General features: G+C 42.1%; 35 protein-coding genes. 4 read left to right on the top strand and 31 right to left on the bottom strand.

Annotated elements, in window-relative coordinates:
* Positions 1–181: 181 nt before the first annotated feature.
* The 31 genes from ACIG3F_RS14395 to ACIG3F_RS14245 all read right to left on the bottom strand — a co-directional run bounded on the left by ACIG3F_RS14395 (position 182) and on the right by ACIG3F_RS14245 (position 19396).
* On the bottom strand, positions 182–433 hold the full coding sequence (locus ACIG3F_RS14395) for a hypothetical protein (protein ID WP_396470385.1): 252 nt from the start codon (positions 431–433) through the stop codon (positions 182–184).
* A gap of 82 nt (positions 434–515) precedes the next feature.
* On the bottom strand, positions 516–1076 hold the full coding sequence (locus ACIG3F_RS14390) for a hypothetical protein (RefSeq protein ID WP_396470383.1): 561 nt from the start codon (positions 1074–1076) through the stop codon (positions 516–518).
* A 53-nt stretch (positions 1077–1129) separates the two neighbouring features.
* Positions 1130–1309 carry a hypothetical protein gene (locus ACIG3F_RS14385; protein ID WP_396470382.1) on the bottom strand — a complete coding sequence of 60 codons (180 nt, stop codon included), beginning with the start codon at positions 1307–1309 and terminating at the stop codon, positions 1130–1132.
* Positions 1310–1414: 105 nt separating this feature from the next.
* On the bottom strand, positions 1415–2176 hold the full coding sequence (locus tag ACIG3F_RS14380) for a hypothetical protein (protein WP_396470380.1): 762 nt from the start codon (positions 2174–2176) through the stop codon (positions 1415–1417).
* Positions 2176–2346, bottom strand: a complete 171-nt coding sequence (locus ACIG3F_RS14375) for a hypothetical protein (protein WP_396470378.1) — start codon at positions 2344–2346, stop codon at positions 2176–2178. The genes ACIG3F_RS14380 and ACIG3F_RS14375 overlap by 1 nt, the downstream gene beginning before the upstream one ends.
* 9 nt (positions 2347–2355) lie before the next feature.
* A complete protein-coding gene (locus ACIG3F_RS14370) occupies positions 2356–2778 on the bottom strand; it encodes a hypothetical protein (RefSeq protein WP_004646451.1) in 423 nt (140 codons plus the stop codon).
* On the bottom strand, positions 2753–3250 hold the full coding sequence (locus tag ACIG3F_RS14365; protein WP_396470376.1) for a phage virion morphogenesis protein: 498 nt from the start codon (positions 3248–3250) through the stop codon (positions 2753–2755). Before ACIG3F_RS14365 ends, ACIG3F_RS14370 begins: the two co-directional genes overlap by 26 nt.
* A 7-nt stretch (positions 3251–3257) precedes the next feature.
* Positions 3258–3710 carry a gp436 family protein gene (locus tag ACIG3F_RS14360; protein ID WP_005104406.1) on the bottom strand — a complete coding sequence of 151 codons (453 nt, stop codon included), beginning with the start codon at positions 3708–3710 and terminating at the stop codon, positions 3258–3260.
* Between the two features lie 7 nt (positions 3711–3717).
* Positions 3718–4077: a hypothetical protein gene (locus tag ACIG3F_RS14355; protein ID WP_396470374.1), complete on the bottom strand. Its 360-nt coding sequence runs from the start codon at positions 4075–4077 to the stop codon at positions 3718–3720.
* Positions 4078–4087: 10 nt separating this feature from the next.
* Positions 4088–5167 (bottom strand): major capsid protein, encoded by a 1080-nt coding sequence (locus ACIG3F_RS14350; protein ID WP_396470373.1) that lies wholly within the window; start codon positions 5165–5167, stop codon positions 4088–4090.
* Between the two features lie 5 nt (positions 5168–5172).
* Positions 5173–5547, bottom strand: coding sequence for a hypothetical protein (locus tag ACIG3F_RS14345; protein ID WP_074382912.1), 375 nt, complete (start codon positions 5545–5547; stop codon positions 5173–5175).
* A 3-nt stretch (positions 5548–5550) separates the two neighbouring features.
* The gene (locus tag ACIG3F_RS14340) at positions 5551–6516 is read right to left on the bottom strand and encodes a hypothetical protein (RefSeq protein WP_396470372.1); all 966 of its coding nucleotides are present in this window, start codon (positions 6514–6516) and stop codon (positions 5551–5553) included.
* Between the two features lie 54 nt (positions 6517–6570).
* Complete coding sequence (locus ACIG3F_RS14335) at positions 6571–7776, bottom strand: phage minor head protein (RefSeq protein ID WP_396470371.1); 1206 nt, start codon at positions 7774–7776, stop codon at positions 6571–6573.
* A gap of 3 nt (positions 7777–7779) precedes the next feature.
* Positions 7780–9264, bottom strand: coding sequence for a DUF935 family protein (locus tag ACIG3F_RS14330; protein ID WP_396470370.1), 1485 nt, complete (start codon positions 9262–9264; stop codon positions 7780–7782).
* Positions 9265–9274: 10 nt separating this feature from the next.
* Positions 9275–10810: a phage terminase large subunit gene (terL, locus tag ACIG3F_RS14325; RefSeq protein WP_086044615.1), complete on the bottom strand. Its 1536-nt coding sequence runs from the start codon at positions 10808–10810 to the stop codon at positions 9275–9277.
* Complete coding sequence (locus ACIG3F_RS14320; protein ID WP_086044614.1) at positions 10811–11278, bottom strand: DUF2280 domain-containing protein; 468 nt, start codon at positions 11276–11278, stop codon at positions 10811–10813. It lies immediately after the preceding gene.
* Between the two features lie 45 nt (positions 11279–11323).
* Entirely contained in the window at positions 11324–11965 is a 642-nt protein-coding gene (locus ACIG3F_RS14315; protein ID WP_396470368.1) for a putative metallopeptidase, read from the bottom strand.
* On the bottom strand, positions 11925–12362 hold the full coding sequence (locus tag ACIG3F_RS14310; protein ID WP_396470367.1) for a hypothetical protein: 438 nt from the start codon (positions 12360–12362) through the stop codon (positions 11925–11927). The genes ACIG3F_RS14315 and ACIG3F_RS14310 overlap by 41 nt, the downstream gene beginning before the upstream one ends.
* A gap of 1074 nt (positions 12363–13436) precedes the next feature.
* Entirely contained in the window at positions 13437–13673 is a 237-nt protein-coding gene (locus ACIG3F_RS14305) for a hypothetical protein (RefSeq protein ID WP_004645336.1), read from the bottom strand.
* A 164-nt stretch (positions 13674–13837) separates the two neighbouring features.
* Positions 13838–14392, bottom strand: coding sequence for a hypothetical protein (locus ACIG3F_RS14300; protein ID WP_396470366.1), 555 nt, complete (start codon positions 14390–14392; stop codon positions 13838–13840).
* 12 nt (positions 14393–14404) lie between these two features.
* Complete coding sequence (locus ACIG3F_RS14295; RefSeq protein WP_253099095.1) at positions 14405–15100, bottom strand: metallophosphoesterase; 696 nt, start codon at positions 15098–15100, stop codon at positions 14405–14407.
* Positions 15101–15111: 11 nt separating this feature from the next.
* Positions 15112–15393 carry a hypothetical protein gene (locus ACIG3F_RS14290; protein WP_253099092.1) on the bottom strand — a complete coding sequence of 94 codons (282 nt, stop codon included), beginning with the start codon at positions 15391–15393 and terminating at the stop codon, positions 15112–15114.
* Positions 15386–15760: a hypothetical protein gene (locus tag ACIG3F_RS14285; protein ID WP_253099090.1), complete on the bottom strand. Its 375-nt coding sequence runs from the start codon at positions 15758–15760 to the stop codon at positions 15386–15388. Before ACIG3F_RS14285 ends, ACIG3F_RS14290 begins: the two co-directional genes overlap by 8 nt.
* Positions 15757–16161, bottom strand: coding sequence for a hypothetical protein (locus tag ACIG3F_RS14280; protein WP_396470365.1), 405 nt, complete (start codon positions 16159–16161; stop codon positions 15757–15759). The genes ACIG3F_RS14285 and ACIG3F_RS14280 overlap by 4 nt, the downstream gene beginning before the upstream one ends.
* Complete coding sequence (locus ACIG3F_RS14275) at positions 16158–16376, bottom strand: hypothetical protein (protein ID WP_074382922.1); 219 nt, start codon at positions 16374–16376, stop codon at positions 16158–16160. The genes ACIG3F_RS14280 and ACIG3F_RS14275 overlap by 4 nt, the downstream gene beginning before the upstream one ends.
* Positions 16373–16609: a hypothetical protein gene (locus tag ACIG3F_RS14270; RefSeq protein ID WP_262457389.1), complete on the bottom strand. Its 237-nt coding sequence runs from the start codon at positions 16607–16609 to the stop codon at positions 16373–16375. Before ACIG3F_RS14270 ends, ACIG3F_RS14275 begins: the two co-directional genes overlap by 4 nt.
* On the bottom strand, positions 16606–16923 hold the full coding sequence (locus tag ACIG3F_RS14265; protein WP_262457388.1) for a hypothetical protein: 318 nt from the start codon (positions 16921–16923) through the stop codon (positions 16606–16608). Before ACIG3F_RS14265 ends, ACIG3F_RS14270 begins: the two co-directional genes overlap by 4 nt.
* The gene (locus ACIG3F_RS14260; protein WP_396470364.1) at positions 16920–17669 is read right to left on the bottom strand and encodes an ATP-binding protein; all 750 of its coding nucleotides are present in this window, start codon (positions 17667–17669) and stop codon (positions 16920–16922) included. Before ACIG3F_RS14260 ends, ACIG3F_RS14265 begins: the two co-directional genes overlap by 4 nt.
* Entirely contained in the window at positions 17666–18622 is a 957-nt protein-coding gene (locus ACIG3F_RS14255; protein WP_396470363.1) for a replication protein, read from the bottom strand. Before ACIG3F_RS14255 ends, ACIG3F_RS14260 begins: the two co-directional genes overlap by 4 nt.
* 48 nt (positions 18623–18670) lie before the next feature.
* Complete coding sequence (locus ACIG3F_RS14250) at positions 18671–19135, bottom strand: phage regulatory CII family protein (protein ID WP_004646421.1); 465 nt, start codon at positions 19133–19135, stop codon at positions 18671–18673.
* A gap of 51 nt (positions 19136–19186) precedes the next feature.
* Positions 19187–19396, bottom strand: a complete 210-nt coding sequence (locus tag ACIG3F_RS14245) for a Cro/CI family transcriptional regulator (RefSeq protein ID WP_004893824.1) — start codon at positions 19394–19396, stop codon at positions 19187–19189.
* Between the two features lie 111 nt (positions 19397–19507).
* On the opposite strand from ACIG3F_RS14245, the gene ACIG3F_RS14240 reads away from it, so the two are divergent.
* From ACIG3F_RS14240 to ACIG3F_RS14225, 4 genes are all read left to right on the top strand, one after another.
* On the top strand, positions 19508–20209 hold the full coding sequence (locus tag ACIG3F_RS14240; RefSeq protein ID WP_016807135.1) for a LexA family transcriptional regulator: 702 nt from the start codon (positions 19508–19510) through the stop codon (positions 20207–20209).
* A gap of 50 nt (positions 20210–20259) precedes the next feature.
* Entirely contained in the window at positions 20260–21432 is a 1173-nt protein-coding gene (locus tag ACIG3F_RS14235; RefSeq protein WP_004893819.1) for a type I restriction endonuclease, read from the top strand.
* A gap of 81 nt (positions 21433–21513) precedes the next feature.
* Positions 21514–21816: a hypothetical protein gene (locus ACIG3F_RS14230; protein WP_044110348.1), complete on the top strand. Its 303-nt coding sequence runs from the start codon at positions 21514–21516 to the stop codon at positions 21814–21816.
* Between the two features lie 151 nt (positions 21817–21967).
* The gene (locus tag ACIG3F_RS14225) at positions 21968–22258 is read left to right on the top strand and encodes a hypothetical protein (RefSeq protein WP_253099069.1); all 291 of its coding nucleotides are present in this window, start codon (positions 21968–21970) and stop codon (positions 22256–22258) included.
* The last annotated feature ends 341 nt before the right edge of the window (positions 22259–22599 follow it).

The raw sequence follows: 22599 nt of genomic DNA, 5'->3' as shown, positions 1-22599 counted from the left end.
AGCCTTCTTGTTTGGGCGGCTTTTTCGGCATTAATGGCATCGATCTTATTTTGCTCTAATCTTTTTTGGTTGGTAATCTCAGCCTGTTTCAATCTCTCAGCAGCAGCCTTATTGCTCTGATGCATAAAATAAAGCATGCCAGAAGCAAGAATCACGAGAGCTATAAGCAAATATTTCACTCCTATCTCTCCCACTCAATCTTATAGATCTGGCCATCCACCACGGTGATAGTGTATTTCTGACCATTTACAGTGTAGCGATATGAAGATGCTTTATGTGGCCATCCTTTGCGGTCATGAATAACATGCTTATAAGAAGATTCGGGTTCACCCAATACATCAAACATTTGCCCCAGTGAAGAACCGGGTTTCACATAGCTGGTACTACCACGTACAGAGTTCACTTCTACAGCAAAAGCTGTGGTACTAAGCATAAGAACCGTAATTAATAATAATTTTTTCACACCAACCCCCTAAATTATTATTTTCCCATCATAACTTTAGGGCGCTGCACGATCAATCAGAAACCATTTCTTTCTTAAATGATTCAAAGCCTTTCTTATCAGATTGTGCTACACGCGCTGCAACGGCGTTATTAAAGATTCCCTGCTTGTACATCTTGTTTGCTGCTTTCACATAGCTCTGGAATGCACCGTAGGTCATTTCCATGATTTCGCCATGCTGATGGCCCATTGATACCAGAAACTGGAATGAATCAAACCAGGTAGAGTCATCTTTCTTTTTAGCTCCACGCTTTGGCTTTTCATATTTGAAGTAAGCCTGATTGACCAGAAGTACTGCTTTAAGTAGCTCTTTAAATCCTTGCTCATCTGCTGCAAGATCAAAAATTGCTTTCTGATTCAGGTTGCTCACACAGGCAATGGTAGAAATGACCTGTACCCCATGAACTTTAAATAACTGTGTCAAAATTTCATCTGAATGATTTTGATCTTTGATGAAGTTCTTTAACGGCTCAGCATGCATTGCCCAGGTGTCAAAGTCTTTCATCTGGATCTGGCGAACTTCAATGTCATTGATTTTGATGCTTCGATTCGTTGCTAGGAAAAAATCATTCATGATGGGATCTCGGGTATTAAAAAACCACCCTAAGGTGGCTATGTATTTTGCTTTTATCGAGGACACAAAGGGTCATCAACAATGAAAACTTTCTTATCAATCTGACTTACAACTTCATTTAAAAGCCCTTCATCATTTGATTCATATTTTATAAGAGTTTCATCACCTGTACTTTGAACACTTACGTGCACAACAGGTATTTGGTCGATGTCATCAAAATTTGGTTTATCCATCTTCTCACCAATGCTTATAATTCTGCCTAAATTATAACATTGATAAAAAGTACAGGCACAAAAAAAGACGCTTATGCGCCGTGGATTTCTTTGTGCCTGTGTGGGCTAAGGTGCTGTCGCTGCCGGAATCGTTACGATATGACCATATAAGCCAAGTGTTGGGTCTGTTTCTTTACCCACATCAGATAAGGCCTGACCAGAGATTTCATACTGACCCAATTCTTCATGAATTAATGGGAAAGTGGTTTCAGGTGACTTCTTGGTACGCCACAAACGAACAGCCATATGCTTACCATTTGCTGTATTCACCCCTTTGAAGAACAACTCATATTCTTCATTGAAGTTATTTGCCAAAGTGGTATGTGTTACAGCACCTGTTGTGTAGGTGGCTAGGATCGGCATCGTGAGGTCTGCTACATCATGGAAAATCACAGTGCCAAACTTAGCATCTACGGTGTACTGATCATCAGTAAGTGTTTTTGGTGTGCTGCTGGTTGAGTCCTTAAAGGTCACTTCTGATAAGTTGTAGCCCTTTAATTGGATTTCCTGACCAGCAACCACAGTACCCAATGATTCATCAGCAAGCGCTTTGCTTACAACTTCAGAGTTGGTACCAGATACGATGTACTCCAGATTGTCTTTGTCTACTTCTTCAAGTGTTCCAGAGAAATTCACAGAAGTTGTATTTACCATCGTGAAGTCGGTTGTGCGATTGCCTGATGTTGATTCCTGGTGCTCAATAACATCTGCACCAATCTCAAGCTCAAAATCGGGCACGTTACCCAGATGACGCATAGCGCCAGCAATACCATTGGTTAGCTTGGATAAATAGAATTTACCCTGCAACGAGATATATTCTTTAGCCATTACTTTTCATCCCCTGTGGTTTTCTTGGCTGGAGCAGCTTTAGGTTCAGGCATTTCCTGAATCACACCATCTGCCAGTAATTTTTTGATTTGTGCATCATCCAGCCCGCCAACGACATCGCCCTTTTGAAAGCGGCCGACAGGCTGTAATGCTTTGTATTGTTTTGCCATGACTGGCTCCTAAATGAATTTTTGTGACTCAAAAATAATCGTGATGTATGCAAAGCCCGGACTATAACCATCCCGAACCGATATGAAATCCAGTGCCGTGCGTGATGCTTGAGGCTGCCAACCGGAAAGTAGTTGAATTACTTTTTCAGTCAAAAGCCCCGCTTCATCACTTACAGCACGTCCATCGGTCATCTGAGATTGAGCATTGCGGCATGCAACCGTAACTGCCCATTGCTGACCGATCTGATTGATACTTCCACGACCTGCACTGGCTTTTTTGTCAATACGAACAAAATTGACATGTGCTGACGGCGTGACCTGCGACATCTCTGTTACGCTGACTGAATTCAACGGCGTATAGATCTTTAGAAATTCTGGAATTTCTTTCAGCTTTTCTGCAATCTCATCACGCACCGCGAAGAAGGTGCTCATCTATAAAACTCCCGACAATATCCAAAACCATAACTTCATCTTCCGCATCAAGACCGAGTTGAGTCCGAGGTGGAATAATGGATTGCTTAACTTTCCGATATTGACCACCCACTGCAAAAGTGATGTATTGGCCATTCTTGGGTAGGATTGTTGCGCCGTAATGCAGATGTGGTGCGTACGCAACATCAGTGCCCACTTCCACACCACTTGAAAGTACATTGTGTGTGTAGGAATTCATTAGACGGCCAGTATCACGCAGCGTCTCGCCACCTTGCATGCGTGCACGCCATGAAATCTTCCACGGGTTACCATCCACACCAGTGCCGGTTAAAAACCGATGCTGAGTACTATTCACAAGCCCAGCACCAATCTCATCAAACAACTGGTTCTTCAACGAATCAAAGTTACCCAATTGGTTCAGCACTGCTTCAATAGGTGAGCTATCAGCTCGAATGGTTATCGCAAAAGCCATAAACACCTCACTTCATGCTGGGCATCATGTCTAAAGTGGCATCACCAAATACGCCACCGGTATATGAAGTACCGACCGGTGCTGTCGAAGGTCGCCCTTTAGGTTGGTCATCCACGATCTGGTTTGTTTCAGGTAACTGAATCTGCAAATGTGCTTTGTTATCAGCCACACGCTTTAAGAATGCAATTGCATCTTCATAGCGTTTTCGCACCTCATCGGTTGGCTGCTCAAAATGAAGGCGGTAGCGTGCAATATCACACGCCATACGCTTTAAATTACTCGGCACATTGGGAAGCGGCAAAGGATAACGACCACCGATATGACCGTTAATCTCCTCCATTGCATCCTGGATTGCATCATTAATTGCTTGAGAACCTTTTGCTGCATCTTCATACATCAATTTCAGGTTCTCAATTGAAGCCCCAAATCGTGCGACCAAATCTGCTTCAGTCGCGTACATAGATCACCTACTTGGTTTCGTCAGCAGGTTTTGAGTCCGCTTTAGGCTTAGCTGCTGGCTTAGCCTTTTCAAGCTCAGCCACTTTAGCTTTTAGCTCAGCAATTTCATGATCTGCCTTCGCCTTATCAGCTGCCGCCGTCTGACTAGCCTCGGTTAAGGCTGCATTTGCTGTTGTCAGCTCAGCATTGGCCTTTTCCAGTTCAGCCAGACGAGCAGCGGTATTATCTGCCTTGGGCGCTTCCGGCTCTTGATACTCTTCAATAGCCCCAGATGCTAAAAGGGCCTGAAGTTGTTTAGCTTCAAGCCCTTTGATTTCATCACCCGGCATAAAATGCCCGATGGATTGTTTTGCTGTGTACTTCGGCATGTCTTGCTCCTTATAGGGTGATAAAGCCAGTACCACCAACGACACCGTTCTTGTTAGACGGCACAACCAGTGGAGCAGATTCAGTCATCAGCATGATGCCGCTTGGATCTTCGCAGTACCACTGACGATCAAAGTATTGCTGAGCAACGCCGTTGGCCAGCATGTTTTTAATCTTACAGTGAGCAACTGAACCATTGGTATCAGAGATCAAAGAGAAGTAATCCTTAGGAATAAAACGATTCACCTTGCCCTTGTTGCGGTAAGTTGCGTCATATACCCAGAATTCGATTCCATCAAAAGTACCTTTGAAGGTCGCCGATTCCTTAACACCAAAACTTGGATTCACTGGAACAGAAATACCGGCATACGGCGTGATGAATTCTTTTTTGAACTCTTCATTGTTCCAGAGAGCTGCCCAAACCAAGCCAGACATAACAGACAGCTTGGCTTCACCACCATCAGCCGCCAATTGACGTTCAAGCATGGTGCGGATATCCGTTACCGGCTTGGCACCCGCTTCATTCCACTTGGTTAACGGCGTAAATGTCAAAGATGCATCACGACGGTAATCCACCAGATTGTATTCATAATCATCGGAGTGAAGCGCGTATTTACCATTTTTCAGTAAATCAATTGCCATCATGAGGACAGAGTTATCAATTGCATCATGGTTGCGCTTCATTACCGAGATTTGAGCAATGATCATTTGCTCTTGCTCAGATAGTCGCTGGTTACCAGTTGAGATGATACCTGCAGTACGTAAGCGCTCAAGCAAGGCAATTTCAAAAGTTTCAGCCGGAGTGACCTGATTTTTTGGCTTGTAGTAAGCCGGTTTAACATGGCGTACTTCACCAGATTGAGTAGTATCAAATGGCTTACCAGGCTGTTGCGGAGATACCAGTGGTGCCAGATCATGTTCGGCAGATACTTCAGCCAAAGGTACATCATCACGGTTAAATAACGGGCGGTTTGGGAAAAGCTTGTCTAAAAGCCAAGTATCCATTGGACGGTAATTTGAGTGGATTAGTGCAAGTTCACCCACATCAAGAAGTTCAAGTGGAGCACCTTCAATATTAAAAGACTGTGGCATGTTAATTACACCTTAGAAAGTTCGATTTTGTTTTTAGTTGCCTGTGCACGCGCTGCATCATATTGAGCAGTTGTAAGCAAGGTTCCATTTACCGATACAGCTTCGACATTAAATACGCCGCCGTAATACACTGGGATTTCGATCCCATCAGCGGCCTTGATTGTGGCTTCTGCAGCTGATACATCCTGACCACAGATCACATCCCATGTTTTTTCATCAGTGGCATGGGCCAGCACATTGGCATCTGACAGTGTTAAAAGATCGCCGTATTTAAATGCTGTGGCGGTTGGCACCTTGGCATTAGCACGACGTAATTTTTCATTGTCCAGGATCAGCCGTTTTGAAGTGACCGAAATAGGCGGTACATAATGAATAGCCATGAATTATTTCCCCTTTTGTTCTGCAAATGCTTGTGCACCAGAAGTGAATTTGTGAGTGTCATTGTGATTTGATTGACCACCTTGCCCTGGGTTTGCCTGATGAGTGAATAAGTGAGCAAATGCCGGATTTACACCTGGTGTTTGTTGTTGCTGTTGTCCAGCTGGTGGCTGCTGAGTAGTACCTGCAGAAAATTGACGAAGTTGCTTAGCCGTGAAGCTAAAAACCGAATCATCCATATTGGTATAAGTGGTTTTATCTTCAGCACTGAACTGTGTTTTCAGCTCAGTTTCTAAAGCTGCAATTTCATCAGCACGCTTTTGTGCTTTGAATTGCTTAAGTTCAGCCAAGGCATCATCACGCTCACGTTCTGCCTGCTCTTTGGCCTGTTGTGCTTTTTCTAATTCGGTCACGTCTGTGTCCTCTTTGGTTGGGTTTGGATTGGCTTTGCCCGAGAAGGCTTTAATTGATGTGTTGCGATCAGCACCAGTCGAGCAGATCGTAAATTCACGAATACGGTTTTGACGGAAGATGGTGATTGGGCCTTCAAACGACTGACCATTTACAGTGACCGATTTGCCTTGCGAAACTTCCTCAATAGATCCCGGATCAATCATCATCGACATTTGGAATGGAAAACCGTCATCAGAGTCCTGGACAATTTCCTGTGCTTTGGCGTTTGTAAGGAAATCACCAGATACATCAATCTTTCCATTTGTATCCACGGTTTGAACGACACCAATTCGACTTGAGCCGAAGTGTTCTTCAAGTAAGGCTGTCGGCTTATCAATCTCAATTCCATCAAGATCAAAGACCACACCGGAGCGCCCCCAATACCAGTGACCATCTACACGACCACCGGCATAAGCAGTACCTTTAAATTTTCGTTTCTGCCCTTCTTCAGCCTTAGGTACCTCAATGGCCGAGGCGTTAAAGAGGTACTTCAGCCTTTCTTCATTCGGATCTGGCATTTTTCATGCTCCATAAAAAAAACCGCCCAGAAGGCGGTCATATTCATTTTTAAATTAGTTCAACAAGGGCTTGAGTGTATAAACCATCTGCCCTTCAATCGCCTCAATCGACACCACTTCAAAAGACAATCCCATCGGTATTAAAACGCCGTTGCCAGCATTCAGCATATCCAGATTGATACCAATCCCTTTTGCATTCTCAATCTGAATCACGATGTCACCAGCACTTTCAGCCATCAACAACGGCGCATTTAATTGAACTGTCTGCCCTACCTGATACGCAGCTACCTGCTGAAGTGTCGCAGCACCCACCACAGTTGAAGCCGTATTGCTTGCCACAGTCTGAATAGCTGCCATATCGGTACTAAGCCAGCGTTTAAGCACATCATCAGCCAGAGAGCTTGTAGCAGAGTTTAAGTAGCTGGTCAGCGCTGAATCATTCCCCTGCACATAATCCAGGAAGGTGCGGATTGCACTTGGCCGAATACTTGGATCAAGTGAAATCACCGTATTAGCCACCGTGTCGAACAGATCCCGAGTCTTATCATCCATCGGAGCAAACAGGCTGGTGAGTTTTTTACTTGCCGTCCATTCTGCCCTGATGACCTCTTTCTGCTCCAGAAGATATTCCTTATCCAGACTTGAAGTACTGATCTTTTTATCCACCAGTGATTCAAGTTCACCAAACTGCAATGGATGAGAACTCCAGTCCAACGCCTCGGCCACTTCTGGCAATTGATCATCAGGTGTAATGCCGTATTTCAATGCCTGCTTCTCTGTTAAAGCTACGCACGTGCATCTACAGCGGAAACCTGTAGGAGGATAATGTGTTAGCCAGAATGGATGATCAATCGGCAGTACGATACGATTCAAAGCTAAATGAGCAGGACGCACTCGACTATCATTGATCGCTGAGTACATTAGGTACGAGCGCTTAGCCTTATTTCGTTGCTGTTGTTGCCACCGCCCATGACCGTACGCACTCTGGATGTTGGTACGAAATACATTGTCTAGGTAGTGCTTTGGCAGAATGATTTCAGATTCTTCAATGAGCTTCTGAAAATCTTTAAAAGTACCGCCGTCGGCAATCGATTTATTCACAGCCTTAATGACCGCCTCAATCTGTTCAAGACTCGATAGAAAGCTAACCGTGGTTGCCATCTGCCGGGTCTTTAGATCCATTGAATAGAACTCATCAGGTAGCACGATCTTTTTATTGTGAGCAAATCGAAGCGCCTCAAGGAATGTGACTGGTTGCATAGCTTACTTCCCATTTTGCGCCGTCACATACCCCAACACATCTGCAGCATACAAAGCCTGATCCAGATTAGCCGTGAACTGCGTCTGAGTTGCAGCAGGTATCAATTGCATCAAGTTATAAGCCAAGCTTTCAGGACTATCAGACTTGAATACCAATTCCTTGACCTGATCCGGTTTCAATAACTGTAATTCATCTTGGCCATCAGTTAATTCTTCAACTTCCTGCTGCTCTGGTGAGAGCTTGTTTGCAGATGCCTTAAAGTTAAATGCCTGGCGCGGTAATGCGGTGAATTGATTGAAACCTGTTTGAGGCTGCTCAATCACATCACCATCTTCAAGCCCGTACTCACGCTTAAAGTATTGCGGCGTTAAGACTGCACCAGCATTCTTTAACTTCACATCACGATCCGCTTTAGGTTCTTCCAGTGACTTTTCTTCACCAATAATGACCCGGTGGCGCTCCCAACCATTAAGATCGCATAATGCATTGATAATGGCTTGGATCGTTGGCATGATCATTCGCACATCGGCTTTGTACTTTGAGTTTTGAACCTCAAGATGAACATCCCCTAACGCACGAGATCCAGAGCCATCGGTACCAGATGTAAGAGTCTGACCAAGAATCACCTTTTGAATACGGCGCTCAAGGTTCTTATCAAAGACTTCAAATGTCTGGGATGCATTACCATTAGTATTTGCCGTTTGGATTTCAACCGAATCTGTGCCACTTAAGGCAATAACCGAACTGGCATGTGCTCTAAGTAGTGCATCACGCATATCTGTCGTCTTGCCGGCAGTTTTACCAACCAGCATTGGTAAGCCAAACTTTTCAACAAACTTGGCCCAGAACTTAAAGCCAGACGTTTTGAAGAACCAGACCCAGTACAGTCGACTTAAAAGAGCCTCACCCAATGGATTCTCATAAGTAGATTTACAACGTGTCAAAAAGTGTTTGAAGCGCTGATCTACTTCTTGATCTTGTCGAGTCGTGTTGTAGTTAGCCAGCAACATCAGGCGACCATCATTTTTAGGCTCATACCACTGCATTGGCTTTTCACCAATCCATTTAAAACCAATAAAAGGCGTAATGGTATCGCCGTCAATATGTAGGCTCGGCTCTTCCGGCTTAGTATAAATCGCCTCTAAGACTGAATATCCATACCAACGGGCATTCTGGGTACCCAACAAAATCTCAGACCACCACTCGCGCAAATGCTCCATGATGATTTTTGACTCTGGGCGGTCTATCGGCTCTATTCGCCACGGCGCACTTTCAAGTTTATCCTGGCGTTTTTCAATTGCCTGATAAATCTCATCGTCATACATCATGACTTTTAACCGTGGGCGGGTAACACCGGCTTTACGCAAAACTTCATCACCATCCGGCATTTTAGTCAGATAACTGATTAAGGCCTGCTCTGCCTCATGAGAATAGAGTGCACCAGATTCGGGCTTACTATTTTCAGACTTTTTACTTTTCTTAGCCATAAATAAAACCTTAAGCCGCTGGTGGGCTATAATTAATCGCAATTACTGCATCTTCAATTGCATCAATGAGCGTATCCACTTGGTCATCATGATCATGGGTAAATGCCGCATTAAACGCTTCACACTCTTCAAAGAACTCGCCTACCCAGTGAGCATCTTTAGGTACCATCACAAAACGATCTTCAGGCTTATCCTTATAGTTTGCTTCAAGATGAACCTGTACATCCATAAACCGGGATAGCTTGTCTGTATTACGCTGGACGGGAATCACAGCAACACCAGAGTAAGTACCGAGTGTTTGGATCAGTTGGGTACCAGATGCCTTATCCTCTACTTTCATGTAGCGAATAGGCTTGGTATGCCAGGTGTATTCTTTGTGCTTATCCAGAAATGCCTTAGCCTGGCGGTTTAGTTCCGGTGCTTCCCATTTGCCACGTAAAAGATCAAGCAAGTACAGCTTTCCATCTATCCCCATACCCACCAGCAGAAATACAGAGTAATCATTGTGCTCTTTGGTTTTCTGCGCAGTATCAACAAGGACTGCTCGCCACTGAAGCTCTGGATGCTCTTTGTAGAATCCAAACCATTCAGATTTGATCAGATCACCACCCAGCTTTTTAGGCTGCTGCATGTACTGACTTGAGAATGTATAGCGTGATACCGTCGCGCCCTCTTTATCCTTACCGCCCTTTTCAAGCTGCAGTAAGGATTGCAGTGATTCTTTCTTTGGCCAATAACTTTGACGACCCTGCTCATCACGCTCAGTATCTCGCGGTACCAGTTTTTGAATATGCTCTGGCAGTGTTGCAATGTACTTATCATCAATCAGTGCCGGAATAGATACTTGGTTCCATTCACCTGGTAGATTTCCCGTCATGACAAAGTTAGTTGGATCCTCAGTGTGAAGACGCTGCATGATCATGATGATCGGTGTATCAGACTTAGCTTTACGGGAGTTCACCGTGTTCAGTAGCTTACGATTCGCAGCATCCCGCTTGATCTTACTGAAAGCATCTTCAGGCTTTAACGGGTCATCAATGATGATACAGCCAGTAAATCCATCATCTGCGAGTGTTCCTGCCCGTCGTCCAGTGACCTGTCCACCCATAGAGGCAACATACACATGACCAACGTCATAGTCCTCAACCGTGATTTTCCATTCTTTCTTTGAATCAGTACTGTTGGATACTGTCAAATCCCACATTTGGCGATAGTCTTTCGACTTCACAATGTCACGCGCAGTATCTGAAACACCTTCTACCAGTGATTGGGAAAAGGACAAATACAAAAACCGTGACCGGGCATTTAAAGCTAAGCCACGTGGAATTAAGTTGGTGGTCAGTTCAGTTTTTCCGGCTCCAGGTGGAACGTTGATAACCACGTTCGCAATCTCACCAGCTATCACCTGATCAATGATCCAAGAGATATAAACATGGTGCCAATTCACCGTAAATTTAAAGCCCATCCGGGGCTTGAAAAAACGCCGGGTGAAATATAAATGCTCATCTTCACACAGCTTCTTTTCAACCTGTGTTTGCAGATCCATTTAGTATTCCTCTTGAGCCTTCTTTACTGCAGCTTCAACCTGATCTTGGGTGGCATGAACTACAGTAGTTTGTAATGCTTCGCCGTCCTTCCCGGTAATCTCTTGTCGATTGGTATATTTACCACCCATATCTTCGGCAGCCTGCTTCAAAATATTCAAAGCGGCTACTCGATTCTTGCCATGCTTTTGATATTGATTTTCTAAACGCTGAAGTCGAACAGTCAAATTTGCTATTGGAATGTTTTGGGGTTTTTCCAAAAAATCCTTTCGGGTTGCTTCAAATTCTGTCTTTAGTTCATCACTTAAATCTTTACCAACACGTTTAGTGGGGTCGTAAGCTTCACACTGCTGACGACTCACATCAATATTAAATTCTTCTTTGACGAGCACTACAGTTTCTTGCGGTGTATTAAATTGTGCAAGTGAGCGAACAATAAAGAGTTTTTGCTTTTTATTTAAAGTAGCCATTTCCCTCTATCCGTCAAAGTACGTCAAAGAAGACGGATAAAAAATTTATCCAATCACACAGTTCCCACAACATGCTGCAATATTCGTTTCAGATACAAACGGCGCTTGTTTTGAAAGTTCAACCAATCGCTTCACAGTTTCGTCTGCACCCCAACGCTTAACTTCACCAAAGAATACTTCAACGTCATGGCCAGCCAGGTAATGCTTAGGCAGCCCTGTCATATCGCTGTAAATGATTTCGCCATCTTCATCCCGTTCAACTCCGATGTGATATAGCTCATGTTCAATCAGTCGACAGAATTCACGATCCGAAGCCTGTTCACAGAATGCTGCATCCACAGTGATCAGGTACTGAGGTACAAAGCCGTACCAATCACGCATTTGCTGTTCTTGACGTGCTTTCTTCCACCCACCTACGTTAAACATGACCTTTTCACATTGCCCAAGCACCATACGTTTTTTCGCTACGGCGGCCGATGAAGCCCAGGCGAATGCAAGGAACTCTTCATTGTCATGCAGTAATTCAGCAATATGATCATGATCCGGGTTATGTAATTCACCACCTAAAGTAAGCCAGTTATTCACGACCCATTCTTTAAGCTCTGGTGCTGGTGCCAAACGAATAGCTTCCTCTTCCTCGGCCTGATCAATCAGCTCCGTCGGCGGGAATGGTCTGAACTGTTCCATAAGATGCCTTTAAATTTCTCAGCCATGCCGTTGCACGGCCCATGTTGATATCATTGACTTCAAAACGCTGATAGCGGTAACCCATTTCTTCAGCATGGTCGTACCGGTCAACACTCCAGGCTTTGGTGGCCAACTTACCTTTTCGACCACCAGACCAAGGCCCACCAGCAATTTCAATTAATGTGAGATAGCCAACCAGATGTAAATCAAAACGCCAGTGCTTCGTACTTTTAAAGTGAAAATATTCTTCGTATTTGATTTCCATCCGATCCAAGATTTCTTTTAATCGATCGAATGCTTCTAAGTATTTTTCACCAGCTTTGGGTAGGGGTCTGACACGCGATTTCTTTTTTGGCGGGATTTTTTGGGTGAAAAGTTTATAAGCCTTTTCATCCATACAAAGTGAACCGTAAATTATTAATGCGTTCTTTCAGCTTAATTATAATTTCATCGATTACTATCATTTGATGACGCGTCAATCCAGATCGACTAAGATTCTGATACTTAGACAGCTCAGCACTGCAAAATTCTAAGTCTTGTTTAGCTTGTACTTTATCTGTCATGGGTACCACCAATAAGAAAAGAAAAACCCCTCAACATCTAGAATGCGAGGGGCTTTGATTGCCGTAATACGTCCGGCTATTTAAGGTTTCGATTAAAGCGTATTGTTTGTGTATAATTTACGTTAAAAATAACTTAAATTTTATGTTAATTTGATCACGCTTTATTTTTTGAATATATATCTCATCATGAAACTCTCTTTTCTATATTCCGTATTAGGCGCTTTTATATTTATGTCTTTGGCTTGTTTAGCGTTGGCTACAATTTCACACGACATGTTCTTTTTAGAAATTTTAGGGCTTCTAGCCTTGTCAGCGGTTTTAGTGGGCCTAGAAATCAAGGATACTAAATATGATCCTTTTAATTTGTAATAAAACACAGGCGATGTATTCTTACTCAGACCCCATTTCTTAATGGGGTTTTTGCTATTCAACTTCTTTCAAACAATCCCGACACACCTTGATTTCTTCATCATCAATCGTGTAATCGATTTCAGTCACACCATGAAGGCCGAATAAGCAGAATATAAATTGGAGCATACTTTTCTCCAGACAAAAAAATACCTCCTTTATGGGGAAAGGAGGCAGAAACTTAATAGAAACTACAGCCATAGAATCTGGCCCGCATTATATACATAATAATATTATATACAAGGCTTATTAAAATCTTGGTAAGACAACCCTCTTCGCGGGGCCAGACGCTACTCACAATCACACACACCTAACATGCACGGTCTGCTTTACTTGCTTTCAATCCTCTTTAGGTCGGGACGCTACTCCCTAGTCTAGATTCCCGAAGGAAGTTTACTCAAAGGCATGTTCCACTGGTCAGCACTCCAGCAGGAATGGGTTGCCTTTTTACAGGCAATAAAAAAGCCCACCATTTGGCGAGCTTTCCTTGATGCTTAAACCTATTTTTGACACTTCACTTCAAACTGATATTCGTCTTGAGTGACCTTAATTTTAATATTTTTATATTTTCGTTTGTTTGGATCCATTGCCGAGCCAGCCACTTCCTCAAAAAAGCTACGATCATTCATTAGCTCGCCATACGCTTTATAGCCTAATAAAATCTTTTCAGGCTTTTTGCCTTCAGCCACTAATTTACCGAGAGTATCTTCTAGTTTTTTAACAGTTAAAATCGCCATTTCAATTAGAGCTCAAAAACAAAAAGGCATTATCACTTAATTTTATGAATAAATAATGTCAAAAAAGCCCACCTTTCGATGAGCTTTAATGCCTTGGTCTCGGTTGAACCGTAATACGACCAGTATAGTGAAACTATACCTTGGTTTTCAGAATAATGAAATCCCTATGCCTCAAATTCTTTATAAGTATTTTTCTTATACGTTTTGATGGCCTTGGATGCCTCATCAATGGCAGATTCAATTGCCAGGGTCATGAGATTTTCATATTGCTTCCATGTCATTCGGTAGCAATCTAGGCTCATCTCAGACTCTCTAACACCAGCTGCAAGATGCAACCGCCCTTTGGCAGTAAAGTTATCTTCGAAGGTCGGCTCTAAGGCGAACTGAATTACCATAAAAGCAACACGTTTGGCTAAATCTTTAATCTTGATTCCTTCCGGTTCACGACGTTTATCTTGGACTGCATTCAAAATCATAATATTTGCCAAATGTTCCTGCACATGATCAAAGTCAGCTTTTGCCGCTGGGCCAAATACGATAACTGAAGCAATTGCCTTCGCCAGAGCGGTATCCATTGAAGCAATAGCCCCCAATTTATCCTGATACGTTAAAGGCTTCTCATTAGTCCCATGTACCACAGGCTCAAAGTTAGGTGACTTTGCTGTAGTACCCCGAATCAACCATTCAAACTGTTCAAATTTTTCAACCATCGCATTCATCCCTATTCCCTCTTAAATCTTGCTTAAATCTAAAATTGTCATTGTTCCCCAATGCACTGCACCGGTATCAATCCAGTAGCAGTTATCGCGCTTGCATGGCTTCTGGGTTACCGTATGCCCCATGATTACCGCATCAATCCCTGATACATGGGTATATTGCGGATTCTCGTCATTCAGGCGCTCACGACCCCACATGGCTAATTCTGTTGGGAAGCGCTTGTGATCAATAATGTGTTGAGCTTTATCAAAATTATTAAGCTCATCCTTAAACTCATCCCAGTCATTCTGCTCAATATGACCATGGACAAAACCGAACTTTTTACCCTTGTGGCTAATCTCTAATGCAATCGGAAGTGTTTTTAATTTTTTAATGATTTCGCGCTGAACCTGGTAATCCAGGTCATAAAACCATTCACCACCATTTTGAATATGGCAATTGAAGTAAGAGCGATTAACATCACCCATGATGACCAAATCCTCATGGTTTCCCTTTACGGATGTAAACCATGGCTCATCAATCAGGCTTACACATTCTTCATTCTGAATGCCACGATCCACCAGATCGCCAACCGCAACCAACAAATCATTTTCAAAGTCGAAGCCAATTTCTTTAAGTCGAGTCATAAGCAGGTTGTAGCAGCCGTGAATATCCCCAACACCCCACAATTTCCCTTTAATTTCTTTATCCCAAATTTTTACTAAAGCCATCCCATCCACCCTTAAACCCTAATTACTTCTAATGCCTGTTCCACACTCTCAACCACATAAACACGGCCTTGCCATGTCTGATGCCATACCACTTGGTCTGGTGTGAGTTTTCTATCTGATTTAGGTTTTGCCCCATCCTTCACTTCAATCAAGAAATTTAATCCCCGAATGCCTACCAGTAGATCTGGACAACCTTTGCCAGTTGAAGCAAGTGATTGAACACTTGCCCCAACCTGACGTAACGCTTTAACAATTTCAGTCTGATTTGCATCAACCTTTGCGGCTCTACGCATTGGCACCTCGCAAAGTTTTCTTGATCTCACCAATGCAATATCGAATTGCAAAAACTCGCTCTGATTTTCCAGACTTCTTGTTCTGCTCTAATGCAAATTCAAGCTGCTTGATTAAGCTCGCAGAAGAAGTTCTTAAATTGTCATTTTCCTGCTTAGCCTGATGAAGCTCCTGAGCCAAACGATCTACCTCTAAAATAGCCTGCTCTCTTGTGAGTTCCTGATCCGCAAAACACTTCCCGTCTGCGTGACAGAATCCATCTGCGCCACAGTAAGGATTTCCGCCTTTGCACCTCATTACAGCATCTGCCCAGACATTGTGGTTCTTGCTTAGCAAGTCATGTTCACACGGTATTTTTATTGCTTTCATGACTCACCTCGCAGGGCTTTCTCCAAAACAAAGACCAATAAGGCTGCATCATCCTCATCACAGTAATTCCCTGTCACTGATAGCGCTTTATTGGCTCTAGCCTGCAGCTCCTCAACCTCCTTCTTCTTCTCGATATAACAAGCCTCCATGTTGTTGAGCTGGGCTTTTAATGAATCAATCTCACCCTGACGAGCATTCCAGCCTTTGGTGTGCCATTCTTGAGTGAGTTCGACAAATTCATCCTTAGAGCGCTGACGTTGTGTGTTCCACCCCTGATAAGTCATCTGAACTGGCAGCACCCGATATACATCACCATCTTTGTCAAACAGCTTGTCACCATGGATGAATCGCATGTTTGTGTAGAAGTCTTGATCCTCAAACCACTTTTCAAAATCACTCATCTTTCACATCCTTTGACTTCGTAAATATCACCAACATCATGAAAGTTATATTTTTGAGCTAGACGGCCAATCACCTGTTTTCTGGTTAGCGGTTTTTCAGTCTTAATATCCACCGTGTACCACACCAAACCCAATCTAACGCGAGCCTCGTATTTGCATGAGGCATTCGCCTGGATGGATACCATTAATAAAAATGCGATTAAAATAATTTTCATTTCTCAATCACCTTCGTATTTGGAGAAATGTGGTTTTTGATGTCCGTGCATGTATCAATGCGGTCGTGGTCGGCTAGAGCGGAGCGTAATTCACCATGAGTAAAGCCATCCGAACTTCTTTGCCACATTCCATTGATTACAGCGATTTTCCAACTCTCAGGCACACCATGCTTTCGAAGCATCCCATCAAGTGCTTTTGCGTTTTCCAATCCCAATTTTTCGATTAAGTTCATGCTGTGACTTCCCCTTTCACATTCATAATGTCTTTGGCATATGCAGTTGCACGGTAATGACTCTCTGATACACGCTCCAAATAACCACCTTTGACATGCTCCTGAAGCAGGCTGTAAATAGTGGTTCTATGGAAATCAAAAACAGCTTCTTGCACGTCCTTCACTGAAAATGGCGTAGTGGCATAACAAGCAAAAAGCATCAAACTTATCTGATCTTCAAAGCTAACTTTCCTATGGATTTTTGACTGATCATCAGAATCAATTTGCTTAATCTCGCCACCATTTTTCAAAAATTCTTCAATTGTTGTATTCACACCCCACCCCCTACACGCTGATCCGCCCAATTGCATTCCACTATGGTTAAACCACCTTGCTGGAAACGAGACCAAAGACGATCACCCAGATCCTTTTGCAGTTCAGCCAGTGTTAGATTCGAAATCAGCATGGTCGGCTTCATCCGGTCATAGCGTGCATATAAAACTTTGTGAACTAGCTCACGGCGTTTATCACGGTCATGCAATCCATATTCATCCAGGATCAACAGGTCATACTGGCTGAAGTCATAAATTACCGATTTCTCTGTAGCGTCAGGAACTTTTCGATCCCATGCGTCCATGATTCGCTGTGCCAGATCTTCGCTGGTGATGTAGCGTGCATACTTGCCCTTGTTGAGCAATGTTCGAGCTGTTGCGCAGCTGAGATGAGTTTTTCCTGTACCAGTAGGTCCCACCATCACAAAGTTGTTTTTATGGCCATGGATCATGTTCTTGGCAAAGGAAACAACCTGGTTTAATGCATTTTGATGGCCAGCATGTTTAACCAGGTAATTCTTAAAACCTGATGTTGCATGACGCTCTGGAAGCATTGCCCCAGCAAAGTGTTTTTCACGTACGGTACGATCAATTTCAGCCTGTGCTTGTGCGAGTTGTTCTTCATGGAACTCAACGGCGCATTGTGGGCACTTCTGAAAAGGGCCTGCTTGTACCATGGCGGTTTTGTGTTTCGAGCAGATCGCGTGTGTTTGTTTTAATCCCTGAGTCAACATCGACATTGCGTTCATACAAAGTCCTCCGGAATATGGACTGGTGAATCCACTGGTGCGTGATATTGCGATGCTTGGTCTGCCCAGGCTGTATTCACGTCAAGATTAGAATTTGGTTTTTCAGAACGTGTGTAACCAGATGATTGTTTGTTTTTGCGTTCAGCTTTTTCCAAGACTCTTTCAAACTCTTGAATAATCCACTGTGCAAACTTTCGGTGTTTTTGATTGTCAGTCAGTTGAAAGTTTTTCTCATGGTGTGTGTTGAAGTTTCCAAGATGAAATTGAAAATCTTCCAGACTAAGAATTTCAGAAACACGGTGTGAATGTTTGGTGGTTTTGAGAATCGAACTCAGTGTTTCAAGATTTGGATTCCACACTTGGTCAACTGAATTTTCTTGCGCGTTTCTCTCTTTAAAGTTTTCTTTAATATTTTCTTTTAAATCTATTTCTTTTACAGAGTGACATTTGATGTCACTAGTGGTGGTGACATTTGATGTTACTGGTGTGGTGACATGAGATGTAACTACATTTGATGTAACCGCATTAGATGTAGTTACATTTGATGCTACTGCTTCAATAGAAATACGATCATCTAAGGTGAGTGTATAAGAGCTACTTTTGCCCAGTGTTTTAGTAATGCTGATCAATTGGTATTTAGCTAAATCAGCCATACATTTACGTACAGTTCGCTTGTCCTTAATTCCAGTGATCTTCATTACCAAGGTTTCACCCATTGACTTTTGATCCAAGTGAAATCCTTTGATGTGACGATTTAGTAGAACGATGCACTTGATAGCATCCCCACTTAATACAGCTAGATAACCTTCGTCACAGATGAAATTAGGCAAGGGTGAATACCCATCATCTTTTTTCGACATGGCTTGTCGCTCTAATTTTTTAGCAGTGGATGGGTGTAACGAAATATCGTTGTCTACCCCCTGCTTATGTGCTAAATTTGATTTCATATTCATTGTTTGGATCTCCAACGATTTAAACACCGAAAAGCCTGACCTCGACCGTCAGGCTTTTTCTGTTTCTGGGTTATTGATACAAGCCTGGACTTGTTTATCCAGCTCAGCCAAAACAACGTGCATTTGGTGAATTACTTTTGACATATCACGCACTTCACCTGGAGTGATGCGGCCGTCAGCCATAATCTCGCGAAACGTACTCATCACATCCCCGCCACGCATCCCGACGCACAAAACCTTATCTGTAAGCGCCATATCGCGGCATTCAGGGATTTCGGGAAGGTTAATTGCAACCTTTTCATGCTCAGCAGCTAATGCTTGCAAAATACGAAAGTCACCAGTCAAAGCCATCAATTTAGAAGCCTCAGCAAGTGTTAGATGGTGAGTTTCAGTATTTGGGTTGATCTTGCTGTTTAGAACAGCGGGGCTTTTGATTCCCATACGTGGAGCTAATGAGGCTGAACCACCTGGGTAGTCACGAACTGTGTTGTACGCTGCATCTGTTATGTTCATTTTCCCTTCCTTCGAACGTATTTAATTAAAATCAAATGCTTAATAATTAATTTAAGCGGTTAATCGCGATGGCGTGGGTACTTCTCTAACAATCTTGTAGGAAATCCCTGGTATAACAGCCATGATTTTTCCAACAGAAGGATCTGGGATGTATTCACCCCATTGATTAATCGCTTGGGGAGTGATGCCAATTTCTTCAGCTAGGCGTGATGCATTTTTAAAATGATCAAGAGCGTCACTGGTTTTGATGAGTACTCTCATGTTCAATCTCGAAAGTATGCTTTATTATTAAAGTGTACTTTAATATATTTTTGCAAGCAAGCTTTATTAATATTGTTGTAAGCTGGCTTTAAATTTAAAGTGAATTTTAATATGAGTACTCTTGAGGATCGGATCAATCAGGCCATATCTCATTTTTTGTCCAAGAATAAACTTAAGAAACTGGACAGAGCGGCCATGGCTAAGTATTGCGAAGCATCTGTAGCTGCGGTAGGCCAATGGATTAATGGAAAAACAAAGTCGCTTGATAGCTTTAAAAATGCTAAAGCTGCTCAATTTTTAGGTGTGAATCCCCACTGGTTAGCCGGTGATCCTAAGTATGGAATGCTTGATGCATCAAGTGATCAGAAACTTGATAACAATATCGATCTATCTCAAAAAATTCCTATGGAAGGTTTTCCTGTACCTGTTATTTCATGGGTAGCTGCTGGTTCATTTGATCCTATTGAAACCGTGCTTAAAGATGTTGAAGTGGATGAATATCTTCCGCCAATAAGAGAATGTGGAAAAAATGGATATGGTTTAGTAGTGGTTGGAAATTCCATGAAGCCTGACTTTAAGCCAGGTGATCGTATCTATGTAAATCCTGATATTCAAACTTTCGACTTACATACCGATGATTTAGTGATTATTGCCTGCTGTGGTGAGAGTGAGGCTACGTTTAAAAAGCTAATTATTGAAGGCAGCGATAAGTACCTTCAGCCACTTAATCCAGATTGGCCTGAGCAAATTATTAAACTGACAGAAGATTGCCGCCTAGTAGGTAAAGTTGTCGGGTTGTATAGAAAAATTTAATTAAAAGTAATTTACCAATCAAGGTAAAGATAATATTCCAGGGGGAAACTATGGATAATTTTGTACAACGATTAAAAAATCATATTGAACATGTAAAAAAAGTAGGTGTCCACTGCTCAACGGAAGAGACCACGAAGCAAGCGCTGATATTACCTTTATTGGATATTTTGGGTTTTAATCCATATGATCCCACAAAAGTTCTTGCGGAATTTGCAGCTGATTTCCCGGGAGTTAAGGCAACTGAGCGTGTAGATTACGCACTATATTGCAATGGTCAGCCTGTAATGTTTATTGAAGCCAAGCCTTATGTTGCAAATCTAACCAATCATGCACCACAACTATCAAGGTATTTTAACAGCAGCCTAGGTGTAACTATTGGTGCTATTACAAATGGTCGTGAGTGGAGATTTTTTACAGATCTAATCAACACTAATGTTATGGATGAAAAGCCATTTCTAACAATTGATTTTACAAAAGCTGACCCTGAAGATCTGACACAGTTAGCGGAATTTAAACATGACAATTTTCATGCGGAAAAGTTAAGATTTTTTGCAGAAGAAAATCAATATATCCAGCAATTTAAAACTGTAATTAAGAAAAGTATTAATGAGGTTGATATTGATTTTGTAAGATATGTTGCACAACAAGCAAGCATACAACGCCAATTAAATACTAAGTTTCTTGAATCCATACAGCCATTTGTTCAGCAAGCGGTACAGCAAGCTATTAGTGATACAGTCGTTAAAGGCCTATCCTCTCCAACAATTATTACCGCACAGCCAATTGAGCAGAAACCAACTGAAAATCAGCCTGAAGTGAATCAAGCAATACCAGAGTCCGATTTTATTGTGCATCCCGACAATGAAAAAATCATCACCACAAAGGATGAGCAAGATTTACTGCGTATTGTGACGGAGTTATTCCCAGAAGTTGAGATTGAAGGGCGTGATACTGAGAGCTATTACTCTGTTCTATATCAAAATAAAACAAACAGATGGTTGTTTAGATACGATGTTAATCGTAAGCGTCCTACAATTCAATTCAATGTATCAATAGATGAATCTCGTAAAACTGAGCTTGAGCGCGCTGGTCTAGAACTTCAAAATAATGGACAAATTTTTCTAGAAAAGCCGGAACATATTTACAGAATGGTGGGTATTCTTAGAGATAGTCTTGAGTACTGCATGAATGATGAGAATTTCAAGCGTGCCCCTAGTCAATAAATATTTATAAAAGCCGCTATATGCGGCTTAGGTTTTATCAAGATGTTGAATATAGTAGCCCAAAAAAAGAAGGAAACCACAATGATCGCAACACTTAATAAATCCAAAACTGCGCTAACAATTAATCGTCAAGAGTTTAAGTTGGCATTAGGCAAAATCGGTGAAGGGATTGATAAGCAAATAGCTTCGCTTAAGAAGGCCAAGCAAAGCTATGACGCTGCTGAAATAGCACGTGAGGTCATTAGTGAGGCAAATATCTTTGAAGCTATTATTGAAGGCTTTAACGAAGCAGAAGAAACGAATCTAAAGCTGAATGACATAACCAATCTTGAAGTGGCACAAGGATGGATAGATGAATTTTTAGAAAAGTATTCTGCGCTATAAATCCCTCAATCAATTTTTGTTGGCTGAAGAAGGAAAATTGGCCAAAAGATGGTTGATAAGAAAGAATTAACAAAAGCCAATATATTCAGCTTTGTCTAAATTGATAGAATCGCCGTTTTCTACAGAAAACTTAAGATCAATAAGGATTGAAGTGAATACGCAATATGGCTTACCCAAACTAAGTAAATACAGTGAACTAAGTAGTGATGAACAAGCGGCAATCCATCAAATGCTTATCTCTTACGTACGTTCAGATCAACTTTACAATATTATTCTGACCCATAATGCTGAACCTTATGATTTAGTGAAAATTGTAAGTATTGGTTTTGAGAATAGAGAAGCTGCTATCTGGGTTCATTTCGAAACTATTACTGCTGAGAGATTGACTATGCCTCTCGATTTTATTTCAAGCATAGAAGTCTGTAATTACGAAGGATTTTAAATACAGAAACCTGAGGCGGCCTGAGTTTAGTTAGGTTGTCTCAGAGTGCTTAAAGATTAAGTACTAGTGACTAAGGATAACTACAAAGAGAAAGATGCTATTCAGTGCTCAAGCTTTCTTACTTCTGAAATATTAAATCTTTATATTAGACTTAAGACCTCTCATGACCGGGTCTGTAATAACTAAGTAAAGCATCACTAACCCGCTATCCGCGGGTTTTCTTTATGTAAGGTAAGTGTAACCTTATCTTTAAATGTTACATTATAACAATTAATATAAAGATACCTATGATTCATAAATAGAAAGGTAAGTATCAATGAAATATTTGTTAGGTGCAGCAT

It is taken from the genome of Acinetobacter sp. NPDC052428 (genome assembly GCF_044547685.1).
Taxonomy (GTDB): Bacteria; Pseudomonadota; Gammaproteobacteria; order Pseudomonadales; family Moraxellaceae; genus Acinetobacter; species Acinetobacter lwoffii_G.
The sequence above is the reverse complement of the archived record's forward strand: the minus strand, read 5'-3'. Positions and strand labels throughout refer to the sequence as shown.